Annotated in this window: 14 protein-coding genes; 7 read left to right on the top strand and 7 right to left on the bottom strand. The window is 66.3% G+C overall.

Annotation, left to right across the window (positions count from 1 at the left end; translation table 11 throughout):
* Positions 1-88 precede the first annotated feature (88 nt).
* Positions 89-2,401, top strand: coding sequence for a GH92 family glycosyl hydrolase (locus P0M04_RS25315; protein WP_259452290.1), 2,313 nt, complete (start codon positions 89-91; stop codon positions 2,399-2,401).
* Here P0M04_RS25315 and P0M04_RS25310 read toward each other — a convergent pair.
* Complete coding sequence (locus tag P0M04_RS25310) at positions 2,398-3,279, bottom strand: DMT family transporter (protein ID WP_259452289.1); 882 nt, start codon at positions 3,277-3,279, stop codon at positions 2,398-2,400. The two genes, P0M04_RS25315 and P0M04_RS25310, sit on opposite strands and share 4 nt — an antisense overlap.
* A gap of 285 nt (positions 3,280-3,564) precedes the next feature.
* Between P0M04_RS25310 and P0M04_RS25305 the strand changes: the two genes are divergently transcribed.
* Positions 3,565-4,032: an Lrp/AsnC family transcriptional regulator gene (locus tag P0M04_RS25305; RefSeq protein ID WP_091661881.1), complete on the top strand. Its 468-nt coding sequence runs from the start codon at positions 3,565-3,567 to the stop codon at positions 4,030-4,032.
* Between the two features lie 2 nt (positions 4,033-4,034).
* Here P0M04_RS25305 and P0M04_RS25300 read toward each other — a convergent pair whose 3' ends face one another.
* The 6 genes from P0M04_RS25300 to P0M04_RS25275 form a co-directional block, all read right to left on the bottom strand.
* Entirely contained in the window at positions 4,035-4,760 is a 726-nt protein-coding gene (locus P0M04_RS25300; protein ID WP_259452288.1) for a DNA-binding protein, read from the bottom strand.
* Positions 4,761-4,896: 136 nt separating this feature from the next.
* A complete protein-coding gene (locus P0M04_RS25295; RefSeq protein ID WP_259452287.1) occupies positions 4,897-6,192 on the bottom strand; it encodes a GGDEF domain-containing protein in 1,296 nt (431 codons plus the stop codon).
* Between the two features lie 195 nt (positions 6,193-6,387).
* Positions 6,388-7,278 (bottom strand): RNA polymerase sigma factor SigJ, encoded by an 891-nt coding sequence (sigJ, locus tag P0M04_RS25290; protein WP_307727330.1) that lies wholly within the window; start codon positions 7,276-7,278, stop codon positions 6,388-6,390.
* An 81-nt stretch (positions 7,279-7,359) separates the two neighbouring features.
* Positions 7,360-7,740: a hypothetical protein gene (locus P0M04_RS25285; protein WP_259452285.1), complete on the bottom strand. Its 381-nt coding sequence runs from the start codon at positions 7,738-7,740 to the stop codon at positions 7,360-7,362.
* 81 nt (positions 7,741-7,821) lie between these two features.
* Complete coding sequence (locus P0M04_RS25280) at positions 7,822-9,930, bottom strand: TonB-dependent receptor plug domain-containing protein (RefSeq protein WP_259452284.1); 2,109 nt, start codon at positions 9,928-9,930, stop codon at positions 7,822-7,824.
* 161 nt (positions 9,931-10,091) lie between these two features.
* A complete protein-coding gene (locus P0M04_RS25275; RefSeq protein ID WP_259452283.1) occupies positions 10,092-10,751 on the bottom strand; it encodes a TetR/AcrR family transcriptional regulator in 660 nt (219 codons plus the stop codon).
* 155 nt (positions 10,752-10,906) lie between these two features.
* On the opposite strand from P0M04_RS25275, the gene P0M04_RS25270 reads away from it, so the two are divergent.
* The 5 genes from P0M04_RS25270 to P0M04_RS25250 are packed head-to-tail and all read left to right on the top strand — an operon-like array spanning position 10,907 to position 16,121.
* Positions 10,907-13,861 carry a polymer-forming cytoskeletal protein gene (locus P0M04_RS25270; protein WP_259452282.1) on the top strand — a complete coding sequence of 985 codons (2,955 nt, stop codon included), beginning with the start codon at positions 10,907-10,909 and terminating at the stop codon, positions 13,859-13,861.
* Positions 13,858-14,337 carry a pilus assembly FimT family protein gene (locus tag P0M04_RS25265; RefSeq protein WP_259452281.1) on the top strand — a complete coding sequence of 160 codons (480 nt, stop codon included), beginning with the start codon at positions 13,858-13,860 and terminating at the stop codon, positions 14,335-14,337. Before P0M04_RS25270 ends, P0M04_RS25265 begins: the two co-directional genes overlap by 4 nt.
* Entirely contained in the window at positions 14,327-14,794 is a 468-nt protein-coding gene (locus tag P0M04_RS25260; RefSeq protein ID WP_259452280.1) for a prepilin-type N-terminal cleavage/methylation domain-containing protein, read from the top strand. The genes P0M04_RS25265 and P0M04_RS25260 overlap by 11 nt, the downstream gene beginning before the upstream one ends.
* A complete protein-coding gene (locus P0M04_RS25255; protein ID WP_259452279.1) occupies positions 14,791-15,654 on the top strand; it encodes a prepilin-type N-terminal cleavage/methylation domain-containing protein in 864 nt (287 codons plus the stop codon). Before P0M04_RS25260 ends, P0M04_RS25255 begins: the two co-directional genes overlap by 4 nt.
* Positions 15,651-16,121 (top strand): MSHA biogenesis protein MshP, encoded by a 471-nt coding sequence (locus P0M04_RS25250; RefSeq protein WP_259452278.1) that lies wholly within the window; start codon positions 15,651-15,653, stop codon positions 16,119-16,121. Before P0M04_RS25255 ends, P0M04_RS25250 begins: the two co-directional genes overlap by 4 nt.
* The last annotated feature ends 5 nt before the right edge of the window (positions 16,122-16,126 follow it).

The raw sequence follows: 16,126 nt of genomic DNA, 5'->3' as shown, positions 1-16,126 counted from the left end.
TGGTGAACGGCGGCGGACATTATGCCGCAACTGAACACAACCGTTACATTCTGCGTTATGTTGCAGGTTCGACAGCTCTGGAGATCCTATGCGCCGCGCCGCCCTTCACTTCGCCATCGCCCTCCTCTGCGCCGGCAGTAACAGCCACGCGGCCAACCGCACGGACAACGTCGACGTCTTCATCGGCACCGGCGGCGACGGCCACACCTTTCCCGGCGCGGCCAGGCCGTTCGGCATGGTGCAGCTCAGTCCCGACACGCAGGTGCGCCACTTCCGCCAGAGCTATCCGTGGGCGGCCGGCTACCGCTACGACGACGATTCCATCCTCGGCTTCTCGCACACGCATTTTTCCGGTGCGGGCCACTCGGACCTGGGCGACGTGCTGTTGATGCCGACTGCGGGCGAGGTGAAACTGGAACCCGGCTATCCCGAGCGCCCGTTCAGCGGCTACCGCTCGCGCTTTTCGCACAAGGACGAGCGCGCGGAGCCGGGCTATTACGCGGTAAAACTGCTGGACAACGACGTCGACGTGGAGCTGACCGCGAGCGCGCGCGTGGGCCTGCACCGCTACCGCTTCAAGCCCGGCGCGGAGGCCAATGTGATCCTCGATCTGCGCGCCAGCATCTACGACTGGTCCGGCAAGAACCTGTGGTCGCGCCTGCGGCTGCGCGGCACCGACACGGTGACGGGCATGCGCGAAACGCGCGGCTGGGCGCCCGGCCGCCAGCTGTATTTCGCGATCCGCTTCTCGCGCCCGATCGTCGCGCACCAGCTGCTGAACCGCGAGGAAGGCGTCGAATACAAGGGCTTCGCGGCGCCCGGCAAGACGCCTGCCGACAAGGTCCTCGTCGAAGGCAAGGCATTGGAAGGCACGTTCGGCTTCGGCACGCCCGCCGACGGCACGGTGCTCGTGAAGGTGGCCGTGTCCGGCGTCAGCGAGGACGGCGCGCTCGCCAACCTCGACGAGATGCCCGGCTGGGACTTCGATGCCGAGCGCCGGCGCGCGCACGACGCGTGGGAAGAGGCGCTTGCGGCCGTCGACATCGACGCTCCGCCGCCGATGAAGCGCATGGCCTATACGAGCCTGTACCACGCGCTGCTGGCCCCCAGCCTGTTCATGGACGCGGACGGCAAATACCGCGGCCCGGACAACCAGGTGCACCAGGCGCAAGGCTTCCGCTTCCACTCCACGTTCTCGCTGTGGGACACGCACCGCGCCCTGCACCCGCTGCTGACGCTGATCCAGCCGGAGAAGCGCAACGTCGACTTCGTCCGCTCGCTGATCGAATCGCAGAAGGCCAGCCCGTACGGCATCCTGCCCGTCTGGCAGTTCGCCGGCCTGGAGACGTGGTGCATGATCGGCTACCACGCCGTGCCCGTCATCGCCGACGCGTACATGAAAGGCCTGAAGGGTTTCGACGCCGACGAGGCGCTGCGCGCGATGACGGCCAGCGCGGAGTACGGTCCGTACGGCGGCCTGCAACACTACATGAAGCTGGGCTACGTACCGATCGACCTGGAACCTGAAGCGGCATCGAAGACGGTGGAATATGCGTTCGACGACTGGACCATCGCGCGCATGGCCGACAAGATGGGCCGGCGCGACGTGGCCGACCGTTATTACAAGCGCGCACAGAACTGGCGCAACGTGTTCGACCCGGAGACGGGCTTCGTGCGGGCGAAGAAGTCGGATGGCCAGTTCCGCACGCCGTTCGATCCCGTGCGTTCGAACTTCGGCAGCGATTACACGGAAGGCAGCGCGTGGCAGTATTCCTGGTATATGCCGCACGATAACGCGGGCCTTGTGAAGATGCTGGGTGGCGACGCGGGGCTGATCAACAAGATCGACCAGGTGTTCGACGCGAAGATCGATCCGGCGGTCTATGCGCACATGGAAGACATCTCGGGCCTGATCGGGCACTACGCCCACGGCAACGAACCCTCGCACCACGTCGCCTACCTGTACAACTACGCCGGCGCGCCGTGGAAGACGCAGGCGCGCCTGGCGCACATCGTGAAGAGCCAGTACAACGACACGCCGGACGGCCTCGCGGGCAACGACGACCTGGGCCAGATGTCGGCCTGGCTCGCGTTCACGGCGCTGGGCTTTTATCCCGTCGCCCCTGGCAGCAACGAGTACGCGATCGGGCGGCCGTTCGTTGGGCGCGCGACGTTGAACCTGCCGAACGGGAAGCGTTTCACGATCCGCACCGAAGGCCTGTCGGATGCGCACCCGTACGTGGGCAGCGTGACGTTGAACGGCAAGCCGCTGGCGCGCAGCGTGCTGCGGCACGAAGAGATCGTGGCGGGCGGGGAGCTCGTGTTCCGGATGCAGGCGGCACCCGACAAGGACTGGGGCAAGGCGCCGGCGAACCGGCCCTACACCCAGACGGCGTATTAACGAGGGCTTTGAACCGGGCGGCGCATGCTGGCGACGGCGACGCCGGCCAGGATGACGGCGAAACCGGCCGCATGATACAGGTGCGGCGGCTCCTTCAGCATGGGCCACGCCGCCAGGGTCGCGAACAGCGGGATCAGGTACACGGTCAGGCTCGCGCGTGCCGGGCCGGCGGCCACCACGAGGCGGTCGAAGAAGAAGTACGCGCCGAGGCTCGGCACGACGGCAAGGAACGCGAGCGCCGCGTACAGGCGGCCGTCGGCGAAGTCGGCGACGGTGCCGCTGGCCGCTTCGAACGCGGCGAACGGTGCCAGCACGAGCGCGCCGCCACCGATCAGCGCCGCCAGCTTCACCGTGGACGGCAGCGGCGGCAGCGGCAGGCGCTTGTTGAAGACGGTATACAACGACCAGCCGCATGCGGCCAGTACGACCCACAGGTCGCCGCCGCCGAATTCCAGCTGGCCGAGCGCGGTCACGTCGCCCTTCGACAGCACGACGAGCACGCCGAAAATCGCCAGGAACATGCCGCCCGCCTGGCGGCGCGACAGCGGCGCCTTCCACACGAGCGTTTCGATCAGGGACACGAGTGCCGGGCAGGCGGCGAAGATGATGCCCACGTTGGCCGCGCTCGTGTGGCGCGCGCCCACGTATTGCGGGGCGACGGACAGGCCCATGCCGAGGCCGGCCAGCAGCAGGATGCGCTGCCAGTTGGCGCGCAGCGTCCCGCGCAGCGCCCACAGGCGCGGTCCGCACGACGGCAGCAGGATCAGGAACGCCAGCATCCAGCGCCCGAAGGCGAGGAAGACGGGCGGAATCCCCGCGCCCTGCGCCCAGCGGGCGACGACGAGGTTCGCTGCGAACAGCGCGGGGGTGATCAGCATGAGCGGCAGTTCGGCTGCGAAGGGATCACTCCGGTAACCGGCGCCCGCCCGTGACACTGCATTCGACACGAGGGCTCCTGAACGAAAAGCGGCGACGCGGACATTCCCGGGTAAGGCATGCTGCGCCGCAATAAATGGATAGGCGCCATGGTAAGGGAGCACGCGCAGAATGTGCTTCTATTCGATAGCGATAACACAGCCATTTCCGCAAGGCTCTTCTGCAGAAATGCGAAATAGAAGATAAAATCTCCGCCCTTATCTAGAAACTACGAAGGAAGCACTGCGATGAAAGACGGCCAGCTGGACGAGACCGACCGCCAGATCCTGCGCACGCTCAGCCGCGACGGGCGCATCAGCAACCAGAAACTGGCCGAAACGGTGCACCTGTCGCCGACGCCTTGCTGGCACCGCGTCAAATCGCTGGAGGAAGCAGGTTTCATCACGGGCTACGTCGCAATGCTGGACCAGCGGGCCCTGGGCATGCCGGACACGGTGATCATCGAAGTGACGGTGGACCGCCATGACGACGAGATCTTCAAGGCGTTCCAGGACGCCCTGGCCGACCTGCCGGAGGTGATGGAGGCGTATCTGCTGTCGGGGGAGTACGACTACCTGATCAAGGTTGCCGTGGCGGGGACGGAGGGCTACGAGAAATTCCTGCGGCAGAAGCTGTACAAGCTGCCGGGGGTAACGCGGACGCGGTCGACGTTTACGTTACGGTGCCTGAAACGCACCCCGTCCGTGTCACCATAACGTTACTTCTTTTTGAGCTCGGTGAGCTCGGCCCGCAGCTTGCTGCGCTCCGTCGTCGACTTGTCGAGCTTCGCACGCAGGTCGTCCAGCTCGGACGCCAGGCTGTCGCGGGCGGTGGTCGCGCCCACGAGTTCCATCTCGGCGCGCAGGCGTGCATCGGATTCGGCGGCCATGTCGGCCACCTTGCGTTCCAGTTCCTGGCGCAGCTGCGCCAGCTGCTGTTCCTTGCCGTCGATCGCGAGCTGGTCCTTCGCCTTGCTGACGAGGGCATCCATCGCGACCTGGCGCGCATTCTTGAGTTCCGCGTTCAGGCGTTCGATGGTTTCGTCGCGCTCGGCGATCGCTTCCTCCGCCGCCGCCGCCGCGTTCGCCATTTCGTCACGCAGCGCATCGCGTTCGCCTTCGAGTGCTTCGCCGGCTGAACGCAGGGCTTCGATATCCGCCTCGTTGCGCGCCAGCGCCTCGCGGTCGCCGGCGCCGGACTCTTCCGCGAACTTCAGGGCCCAGTCTGCCAGCCCCGCCAGCAATTCCTTCGGCAGCTCGGCCTTGGGAGGCTTCACCGGCTTGACGTTTGCCGCACGCCACGCGGCCAGATGCTTGAAGATCGCGTTCGGCGAACCCTCGGCGAGGAAGTCCTGCACCGCTTCGATGGTGACCGCTTCGCCATCCTTCTGCAAACTCTCGGCTGCGCGCGCAACGTCGTCGAATGTGACTTCTTGGCCTGCCATAAGGTCTTGACTCCTGCTTCGTTGGATTTCGGGAGTGCGTATGATACTTCCCGTAGAGAAATTCGGCAGCAATCAGCGCAAGAGTGTTGCGTGCCGGACGCGTAGCCCGGCAAATCATTTCACATTTGGTAAGGATTCAGCCCGTTTGCGCGACGGGCGCCGCCAGCGGCCGGATCTGGTTCCGCCCGCCCTGCTTCGCTTCGTACAGCATCGCATCGGCGCGCAGGAACAATTCGTTCTCGCTGCGGCCTTCCGGGTACGCCGCCAGGCCGCCGCTGAACGAGAAGTGGCGCACGTCGCCCGGCTTGACCTCGAACGCGATCGCGCCGAACGCCTGGCGCAGTGCGTCGAGCCGGCGCCAGCCCTGCTCCAGGTTGCAATCCCAGAAGACGACGACGAATTCCTCGCCGCCGAAGCGGCTCAGCAGATCGCCCTCTTCCATGCGCGCCGCCAAGGTCAGCGACAGGCGCTTGATGACGATGTCGCCAAAGTAATGGCCCCAGGTATCGTTGATGGTCTTGAACTTGTCGATGTCGATGATGCCGAAGCACAGCGGCCTGTTCTCCAGCGCCGCGCGGCAGATCAGCGACTGCGCCTTTTGCTGCAGGCCGATCTTGTTCAACAGGCCAGTCGCGCGGTCCTTGCCGATGAGGTCGCGGCTGATGCGGATCTTGGCGGCCCGGTTGAGCAGCTGGCGCGCGAGCAGGTCCGGGTCGTCCATCGCGAGCAGCGCATCGAAACCGCTGTCCAGCGCGCGCCGGGCCTGGGCCGGGTCGGCACGGCGCTGCAGCAACGTGATCTCGCGCACGGGGTCCGCTTCGATATTGCGCTTGAGGACGCGCACGACGGCTTCCGTGCGTTCGTATTCCACGTCCGTGATCAGGACCATGTCGGGCTGCAGGTCTTTCACGCGCAGATGCAGCGTCTGCGGGTCGGTGTGATAGGTGATGTCCAGGCGCTGTTCGCGCAGCGCGGCCTCGTCCCAGCCCGGCGGCGCGCCCAGCATGGCCACGCGTACGAGGTCGCCGCGTTTCTGCTGCACGAACAGGTTGAACAGCTTGTCGACGAGGACGTCGTTGGCGATGGGTTTTTCGGCATAGGCCAGGCACTTGCTGTCGACGAGGCGTTGCTGCAGCAGGAACCGGCTGCCCTGGCGCACGCTCTGCAGGTAGACGTAGCGGTGATCGTCCGGCAGCCGTTCCAGCAACTCGCCCAGCAGCAGGGTCTTGCGCTTGTCATGCAGGTCGGACTGCATGTTGTACAGCGCGTCCAGATCGATCAGGTACAGGCCGTCGCCCGCGTCGCGCTCGACGGCAGTCACGAATTCGCTGAGCTCATGGAAGAAGCGGATGTCGAAATCGTACTTATGCGCGTGCAACTGCAACTCGGCCTGGTTGTCCTTGATGAAGAAGCTGTGCGACAAGAACAACACATGATTCTTGTACAACGAGGTATGCCCTGCCATCTGTTACGCACCTTCGAAGAGTTGACCATGGTAGCGTTGCGCCGCCCTCAGCATACCTCCGTTTGCGCCATGCATAAGCAACACGCCCGGTTTTTTTTGACTATCTGCTCTTCCTCTGAGTGTTATCAGGAAAATATGTTGCGCGGTGACAAAAGATACCGATCAGGCACGCATGCCGGCCAGTCCGCTTAGCTTGTCCGGATTGCGCACCACGTAGATGGCGGCGATGCGGCCGTCCTCGACGTGGATCGACGTGATCGCATCCGGCATGCCATCGCGCCAGGTCAGCAGGCCCGGCATGCCGTTGACCGTGATGATATCGTGGCGCGTCGCGGCGTTGGACCACTTGCGTTCGATGCCCGCGACAAGGCGGCCCACGCGGTCGGCGCCGAACACCTGTTTCACGGTCGTCTTGACCTTGCCGCCGCCATCGCCCGTGAACGTGGCATCCGCCGTCAGCAGGGCCTGTACCTGCGCCGGATCGGCCGAGCGGGTCGCCTGCACGAAGCGCCCCAGCAATTCCAGGTGCAATTCGCGGTTGACGGCGAACCGGGGCCGTTCCGCGCGCACCCGCTCGCGCGCCCGCTGCAGTACCTTGCGGCAGGCGGCTTCCGTCTTGCCGACCATCGCCGCGACTTCGGCGTAATCGAAATCGAATACCTGGTGCAGCAGGAACACGGCGCGCTCCTCCGGTGCCAGCCGTTCGAGCATCAGCAGGAACGCGGTCGAGAGGTCGCCCGCCGCTTCAAGCGCGCTTTCCGGCGAGTCCGCCGTGTCTTCCACGAGCGGTTCCGGCAGCCATGGGCCGACGTAGTGCTCGCGCTCCGTCATCGCCCCGCGCAGGCGGTCGATGGAGAGCCGCGTGACGACGGTGACGAGCCACGCTTCCGGCGTGCGCGCCTCGATGCTGCCGCCGTTCTGCCAGCGCAGCCAGGCTTCCTGGACGATGTCTTCGGCGTCGGCGCGCACCCCGAGCATGCGATAGGCAATCCCGAACAGGCGGGGGCGCAGGCGGACGAATTCGTCCAGCGGTGTGGCGGTCTGGGTATCCATATCCATTAGACGGATGAGGCTTACGTTTTGTGACCGCCGATTGTAAGCGCCATCAGCGCTGCGGAAAAACTCCCCGGACTGTCAGGTTGTCGTCCCGCACTCGGCATCCGACCGCGTGCGGGCGTGCGACTTTCCCGGCCGCACCCGCATCGGTGCGCGCGGCGCGTCCAGCCGCACCGGGGTGAGTTTGCCGGCATACGGCGGCATGTCGGGATCGATCTCGATCGTGCTGCCGTCCGGCGGCGCGCCTGCGAGGAACGCGCCGATGGCGATCCGCACGATCATCCGGTTGCCCGGTTCCGGCTTCATGCTCAGCTTCTTGTTTATGTAGAGGAACGTACACGACACCCCGCCGGGCGTGGTGATGTCGACTTTCTTCGGCAGGGAAAACCCGTAACGGCCCGTCGCCCAAAGCTTGACGACACAGGTTCCGTGCTCCAATGACGAAAAAGTAAAGTTCATGCGGCAATCCTAACCGCCGTAACTCATCTGTACGTTTGGAATTTGTACCAAACCGTAACGGATGGAACATTCGTTTCTTCGTCACATCTTCAGCTCGAGATTCACCCCGACCCGCGTGGCGCCCTGCTGCCAGCTGGCCTGGCGCGACAGCCCGCCGGCGTCCTCGTACATGCTCTCCGACGCGTTGTCCATGCCCAGGATATTGTTGAGCGTGACGCGCAGTTGCAGCATCGGGTCGAGCCTCCACGCGGCGTACGCGTCGACGTCGCGCCGCGTGTGCGCGTGGCGGGTTTGCGCATCGGAGACCCGCACCCAGCCGCCCTGCTGGTACGCCATGCTGGCGCCGAAGCTGAGGCGATCGCGGCGGTAATCGAGGCCAAGATTGGCCGACATCGGCGTCTGCCCGTCGAGACGGTTGTCGGGACCGGGCACGGTCGACACGTCCGACCAGTTGCGCGTGACGCTCGCGCGCATGTCGAAGCCCGCCGCGGCCGGGTTCAGCATGCGCAGCGGCAGCTTCACTTCGGCCTCGAGGGAATGCACGCGCGCATCGCCGTCGTTCAGCGGGCGATAGATCCAGCGGCCGTCCGGATCGAGGTCCAGCCGGGTGCGGATGTAGTCGCTGATGAGGCGCTGCGTGCCGCTCACGGAGACCATTGCCCCTTCGGCCCAGTACTGCTCGAACGCGATGTCGATACCGTTCGCCAGCTCCGGCTTCAGGGCGGGGTTGCCGCTGGAATCCGCCGCGAAGCGGGTGTTCAGCGCGGACAGGTAGCGCCGCGCCGTCAGCTGGTCGACGGTCGGCGCCTTGTACGTGCGCGTGAGCGCGAGCCGCACCTGGCGGCCGCTCTTGTCCGGGAATTTGTACAGGGTCTGCGCGACGGGGCTCAGCACGTGGCTGCGCGACGTCGTCCCGGGCACGTTCGTCCCCGCACTCTCCGTCTCCACGCCTTCCCAGCGCCCGCCCAGGTACATCGACCACTGCTTCGTGATGCTCCACTCGTCCTGTACGTAGCCGGCGAGGCGCGTCACCTGCGGCGCGTACGCCTCCACGACGTGCGTGGCGGGCGCGCCGTCCTGCTGGTCGATGCGGTCGCGCGAGTCCTCGTTGCGCTGGCGGCTCGCATCGATGCCCGTGACAAGCGCATGGCCATCGAACAGCGAGCGCGCGAACTTGCCGCGGAATGCCATGCGGCGGGGGCGATACACGGTGTCCCAGTCGCGCAGCAGGTGGTGCGCGCGGCCGACAGAGTAATAATCCGTGGCGTTGTCGTTCTCGTCTCGGCTGCGCTCGCCCGACAGGCTCACGTCCAGCTTGCCGCCGGCCACCTTCGCGACCCAGCCGATCTCGCCGCGCATCATCCACTGGTCGCCGGACGTGCGGCCCGGCATGTCGACCCAGTCCGGATTGCCGAACGATCCGACCAGGTTGTCGTTGTGCGAGGCACCCGACCACGCATGGCTGCTGGCCTGCAGGCCGGCCGACAGATTCAGCTCGTTGTCCTCATCGATCTTCCAGTTCAGGCGCGGGAACAGGACGCCGCCGCGGTACGCGCCGCCGCCGTCGTAGCGGGTCAGGCGCGACTGCGCAAGCGTACCGTCCGGCAGCGACAACTGGTCCGCACCGCGCGAATGGAATTCGTTGTGACCGCCGAACAGCGAGCCGTTCACGAAATACGACAGGGTGCCCACTTTCTCGCCCCACGTGCCGCCCATCGTGCCGCTTCTTTGCAGCGTCGATCGCGTCGCGTTCAGGCGCAGGTCGCGCTGCGGCTTGCTCACGACCTTGCGCAGCACGATGTTGATGGTGCCCGCCATGGCCTGCATCGAGTACTCGGCGCTGGCGGCGCGGATCACTTCGATGCGCTCGATCTGGTCCGGCGTCAGCGCGTCCAGCGAAAAGCCCGGCGGCGGGCGGTCGCCGTTGACGAGGATCTGCGTGTAGCCGGCGCCGAGGCCGCGCATCTTGATCGATTTATCCGTCACGGTAACGCCCGGCGCGCGCTTCAGCACGTCGAAGATGTTGTCGTCGCCGTACTTGCGGATCTCGTCGGCCGACAGGACGGTCTTGCTGGCCGTGTCGTCACGGCGCGGGTCGTAGGTGCTGGCAGCCCCTTTCACTTCCACCTTCTGGATCGGCTTGTCCTCGGCCTTGTTTTTAATGGCCGGGGGCGTGGATTGTGCGAACACGGCACCGGGGCAAGACAGCGCGGCGGCAGTGGCGAGGCAAAGAGGTGTGGGAGACATCGTCGGTGGGCAGAGGATTGCGTCAATACGCTTGCGGGCGGCAGCGTCCGGGCTAAATTGTTCGAGAGACTAACAAATTATGCTAACCGGAATGGCGGCGTTTGTCACTTCTGCGACGCCACATCAAGTCCCGCGAGAATGACCTGCACGCCCTTCTCCAGGAACGCTTCCGGCGCGCCGATCTCGCGTTCGGTCAGCACGCGGTTGGCGGCCAGCAGGGTGAAGCCATGAACGTGGGCCCATAACAGGCCCAGGACCTCCTTTTCGTCGAGCCCTCCCGGCAAGTCGCCCGACAACCGGCAGTTGTGGATGATGCGCTGCAGGATGGCGCGCGTGCGCTCGAGCGCGGGCGGCGGTGCGGCCTTGTCCCACAGCTCGCGGTCGGTGCCGAACATCACCTGGGCATACGACGGGTTGTCGACGGCGAAACGGTAATAGCAGGCGCATGCCGCCAGGATCTGGCGGCGCGGCGCGCGTACGTGCTGTGCCGCCGCATCTTCCAGCGCCTGCGCCAGCATGCCGAAACCGATGTCGCCGATGCGGTTCAGCAATTCCTGCTTCGACCGGAAATGGCGGTAGGGCGCCATGTGCGAGATGCCGGCCGCGGCCGCGATGTCGCGGAACGTGATGCTGTTCGGGTTGCGGGTGCGCATCAGCTCGAGGAAGGTCGCGATGATCACTTGAGGCATGCCGCGGCCGCGCCCCTCGCGCTCCCCCACGATTGTCGTCGCATCCGGCTCCTTCATCGTGACCTCGCCATCCATTGACCCTATTCTACGCGCACGGCGCGACAATGGCTCCAACGTATGCATCACACGAATCCGGCCACGGCGCCGTCGCGATGCCGGTGTGGCTGGCAGCCCTCATGCACTATTGATTTGACGAAATACGTGTTCCGTCAAGATATAATCGCCCAGCCATGTTCCTGCGCCGCTTTCATCTGTTCGTGCTTGCCCTGATGCTGTCCGCGGCAGGCGGCCCCGCGTCCGCCGGCGCCGTGTACACGTTCGGCGGCATCGCCACCGTCGGCAACTGCACCCTGTCCGGCGCCGTCTACACCTGCCCCAGCCTCCCGCTCACGGGCTGGGACGACAGCATGGTCATCGCCAGCGGGTATACGGTGAACGTTACGTCGGACGTCTCGTTCGGCTACAACCACAGCCTCACGATGAGCGGCAGCGCCGTCCTGTCAAGCACGGGGAACCTCGACATCGGCGGCATCAAGGGGGACAACCTCAACGTCGACGGCGGAACGTTCGTGGCCGCAAACACCTTCCGCATCGGCAGCCAGGTGCAGACAGTGAGAGCGAACATCAAGGCCGCCGACGCCGACCTGGGGACCGGATCCGGCCTGACGATCAACGGCAGCGTCACGGCAACGGGCAGCGTCGACATCGCGACGCACGCCGTCATCAACGGCAACGTGACCGGCGCGACGATCACCGCGCGGCCGGGCTCGGAAATCTACGGCAACATCGTCGCCAAGACCTCGTTCGAACTGGGTTCGCAAGGTACGGTAAAGGGCGATATCACGGCCCCCGTCGTCAACCTGCTGCCCGCACAGTCGAACGTGACGGGCAAGATCACGGCCAAGACCTCCCTCGAGATCGGTTCGCAAGTGAACGTCTACGGCGACGTGGTGACCGGCACGCTCACGATGAACCCGGCCAAGGCCATCATCGACGGCAACGCCACCGTCGACAGTGCCGTGCTCGGGTCGCAGGACCGCGTCACGCAGGTCATCTACTGCACGGGCGGCACCCGGTCCGGCCAGTGCGACTGCGTGACCAACAACAGCGGGTACGAAGTGAACACCGAAGAGGGCCCGCACTGCCAGGGGAATGTAGTACCGCTGGACCACTTCCTGATCGCGTACGATCCCGCAGGCAGCGTGTGCGCGCCGTCGACGGTGACGATCACCGCCTGCGCCAACCAGGCCTGCACGGCCACGTACGGCGGCGGCGGCACCGTGACGCTCGCTCCGACGGGCCAGTCGGTGCCGATTCCCACGTCCGGCATCGCGCAGGCGACCGTTGCATGGACGCAGCCTGGCACCTTCACCCTCGGCGCGTCTGGCGCCACGACGGCCAATGCCACGACGTGCATCCGCAACGGCGATACCGGGCCGGGCGCCGACTGCAAGGTCGCCGTGGCCAGTTCCGCCTACACGATGACGTTGCCCGGCCAGGCCTTCTACGCCGAAGCGCCAACGGCACCGCAGCTGACCATCGCGGCCGTGCGCTTCGACGCGAAATCGAACTCGTGCGTGCCGCTGTTCAACAATGTGGAGCGCAACATCAACTTCACCTGCGCCTACGGCAATCCGACGAGTGGCACGCTACCCGTCCGGCTGAACGGCACGCCTTTGAACGGCGGCCAGAACGCAGCGGCCGCCTGTGACAGCACCGGTACGACGCTGAAGCTCACCTTCAATGCGGACGGCAAGGTGGCCGTGCCGCTGCAGTACGCGGACGCCGGCGCGGTGACCGTGAAAGCAGCCGACAGCGGTGCCGGCAGCCCGCCATCGGCCAGCGTCACGACCGTATTCGCGCCCGCGAAATTCGCGATCACGCTGGCCGGCGCCAATGCCCCCTACGTCGCGGGCAAGGAATTCACAGCGACGGTCACGGCGCTGAACGGCGCTTCCACACCGGCCGCGACCCCGAACTTCGGCCGCGAGTCGGTATCGGAAAGCGCGAAACTGGCGCCGGTGGCCTGCCAGCCGATCAACAACAACGGCCTGCTCGCGCAAACGACGGCGTCTACCGTCGCCGGGGTCCAGACGCTCAAGGCGAGATGGAGCGAGACGGGCCGCATCGACCTCCTCGCCTCGCTCACCAATAGCAACGGTTATCTGGGCACGAACCTGCAGCCGGCCACCGCGACGACCAACATCGCGACCACCGGCTGCACGGGCGCCGCCGGCACGTTCAGCCCGGCCTACTTCACGTTCGACACGGACACCGGCTGGAAACGCACGTCCAGCGCCTTCGGCGGCGCCCTGCCGCAATACTATTCGGGCGAACCGGCGATCAAGTTGACGGTCACGGCGCGCAACCTGCAGAACGGCATCACGCAGAACTACGCCGGGACCGATGCGCGCGACGTGCTGTTCACCGCGCTCAACCCGGACGGCACGGCGCTGGCCATCGGTGCCTTCAGCCGCTCGGCGACGTATCCGGCCACCGACCTGACGGGCAAGGCACAACTGAGGGGCACGGACTTCACGGCCGGCATCGCCACGTGGACCGGCAGCCATACGTTCACGACGTCCCCCACCGGGCAGACGCGCCTGCGCGTGCGCGCCACCGAGGATTTGCCCGCCGCGCAATCTCCGGCCAGCTCGTCGGCGATCCCCTCCGGCGTCACGACCGGCACCGAACCGACGCTGCTGATCCGTAGCGGCCGCATCCGCATGCCCAGCCGGTTCGGCCCCGCGGGCGCCACGCTCAAGATTCCCGTGTCGATCGAGTACTACACGGGACAAACGTGGATCCTGAACAACGAGGACTCCACCACCGCCCTGCCCGCCGGCATCGTGTCGACGGGGGCGGTGTCCGGCTACACGATCGCGCCCACCTTGTCGCCGGCGTTCACGAACGGCAAGGCCGAACTGACCCTGACGCCCTCCGTGGCCGCCCACGTCAGCGCGCCGTTCGCAATCAACCTGGGCACGACGACCGCCAACACCTCCTGCTACGCCGGCAGGGGCGTCAAGATGACGACCAGCACGGGCGCCAATCTTGCGTTCCTGCGCAGTGTCGATGCGTCCTGCACGGCGGCCGGTGCCGTCGACCCGTCCGCCCTGGCCACCTTTGGCGTCTATGCCCCGGAAACGAAGCGCATCATCCACACGCGCGAGGTGTTCCGATGACACGCCCGGCCCACCGCGGCGGCTTCACGATGGTCGAACTGGTCGTCGTGATGGTCATCATCGGCGCGCTGGCCGCCATCGGCATCCCGCGCCTGATGGGCGACAAGACGTCGGAAGCGGCCATCTTCGGCGACCAGGTCGTCAGCGGCCTGCGCCGCGCCCAGAAGATCGCGATGGGGCACCGCCGCGTCGTGTGCGCGACGGTCGGGCCGAAAGCCGTCGTGCTGCGCGTGAACGATTGCGGCAGCGCGGGGATCGCGCTGAACGGAGCGGGCGACGACGACTTCGCGACGAGCGACAGCGCGCTCACGGCCACGGCCGGCACGCTGTACTTCCAGCCGGACGGCCGCGTCACGCAGGATCTCGCGGGCAAGACACCCTGGACGGACGGCATCGCCATCACAGGCGACGTCAACGGCCAGAAGAACACCTTCCGGACCATCACCATCCAGGGCACGACCGGCTATGTTGAATAAAGTCAGGCGCAGCGCCGGCGTCACGCTCGTGGAACTGATCGTCGCCCTCGTCATCATGGGCGTCGCGCTGGCGGGCATGGTCGCCGTGTACACGGCCACGACGCGGTCCAGCGTGGACCCCGTCATCGTCCAGCAGATGCAGGCGATCGCGGACAACATGATGGAAGAGATCCTGATGAAGCCGTTCACGTCGGCGGACCCCGCGCCCCCCGCCGGCGGCGCGCGCATCAATTTCGACTGCGTCATGGATTACAACGGCTACGGCACGACCGGTGTCCAGGACGTCGAAGGCAATGCAATCCCGGGACTGGAGCGGTACAACGTCGCCGTCGAAGTCAAGCAGGCCGCGCTGGCCGGCATCGCGACGAGCACGGACTCGCTGCGCGTCACCGTCACTGTATCGATGCCGGGGAACGGCTCCATCGTCCTGACCGGCTGGAGGACCAACCCATCATGAACCGCCAGCGCGGCTTCACTCTCGTCGAACTGATCATCGTGATGGTCCTCGTCGGCGTCATCGCGGGCATCCTCGTGCTGCAGATCCGGCCGGCGATGCAGAGCTACCTCGCGATCCGCCAGCGCGTGAATCTCACGAGCCAGGCCGATGCCGCGCTGCGGCGCATCCTGTGGGAGGTGCGCACGGCCGTGCCGAACTCGCTGCGCTATACGTTCGACGGCGCCCAGAGCCAGTGCATCGAATTCGTGCCGACCCGGGATGGGGGCCGGTTCCGCACGGCGCTCGATTACGGCACCGATCCGGCTAACCCCGGGGGCAAGGCATTGGACCGCGACACGCCCACCACCACATTCAACACGCTGACGAGCCACGACGCGAGCCTCGTGGGCGACTATCTGTTCATCGGCAACGTCAACGGCAACGACGTCTACGACACCGCCAACAGCTGGCAAATCCAGAAGGTGGACCCGGCCGCGAAGCCGGCCGACGGCAAGAACCTCATCACCCTCGCCACGGCGGCGACCCTTCCCCCTGGCTACGAAGGCGGCCGCTTCGTCGTCATCCCCGCCAGCGAGCGTGCCGTAACCTACACGTGCACGAAGCCGGGCACGGACCCCAACGGCACGGGCACGGCCTCCATCTACCGCGTGACGGGCTATGCGCCCGGCACCACGCCGGCGAAGACGTGCCCGACGGGCGCAGCGGTCCTCGTCGCCAAGGTCAGCGACTGCAACATCCTGTACCACGAAAGCCAGGGCGTGACCCAGCAGAGCGGCTACATGCAGCTGCGCCTGGGCTTGTCCGAAGGCGGCGAGACGGTCCGGCTGACGATGGGCGCCCACGTGGAGAACACGCCATGACGGCCCGGCGCGCAGGCGGGTTCGCGTACATCGCGGCCATCGTCTTCCTCGTCGTGCTGGCCGGCTTCGCGCTCGCGGTGCTGCGCCTGTCGGATACGGAGCAGACCACCGTCAACCAGGCCGTCCTCGGCGCGCGCGCGAGCCAGGCCGCGCGCACGGGACTCGAATGGGCGTTCTACAAGCTGAAACCCAAGAACGCCAACTGCGCCACCCTGAATCCCGCGCCGGATTTCAAGACCGACACCGGCTTCACCGTGACCATCGAGTGCTCGATGCAGACGTATGACGAAGGACTGACGCCAGCCGGCGCCTCGGTGAAAAAGAACATCTTCGAGCTCAAGGCGACGGCCTGCAACGGCGCCACGTGCCCGGGCAGCAACACCGACCTCGCCAACCCGGACTACATCGAACGCAAGCGCACCGCGTCGATCTGCGTCGCCGCCGCAGACGGCACCGACTGCTACTGAAGCCC

It is taken from the genome of Telluria mixta (genome assembly GCF_029223865.1).
Taxonomy (GTDB): Bacteria; Pseudomonadota; Gammaproteobacteria; order Burkholderiales; family Burkholderiaceae_D; genus Telluria; species Telluria mixta.
This window is presented reverse-complemented; position numbering and strand designations above follow the sequence as displayed.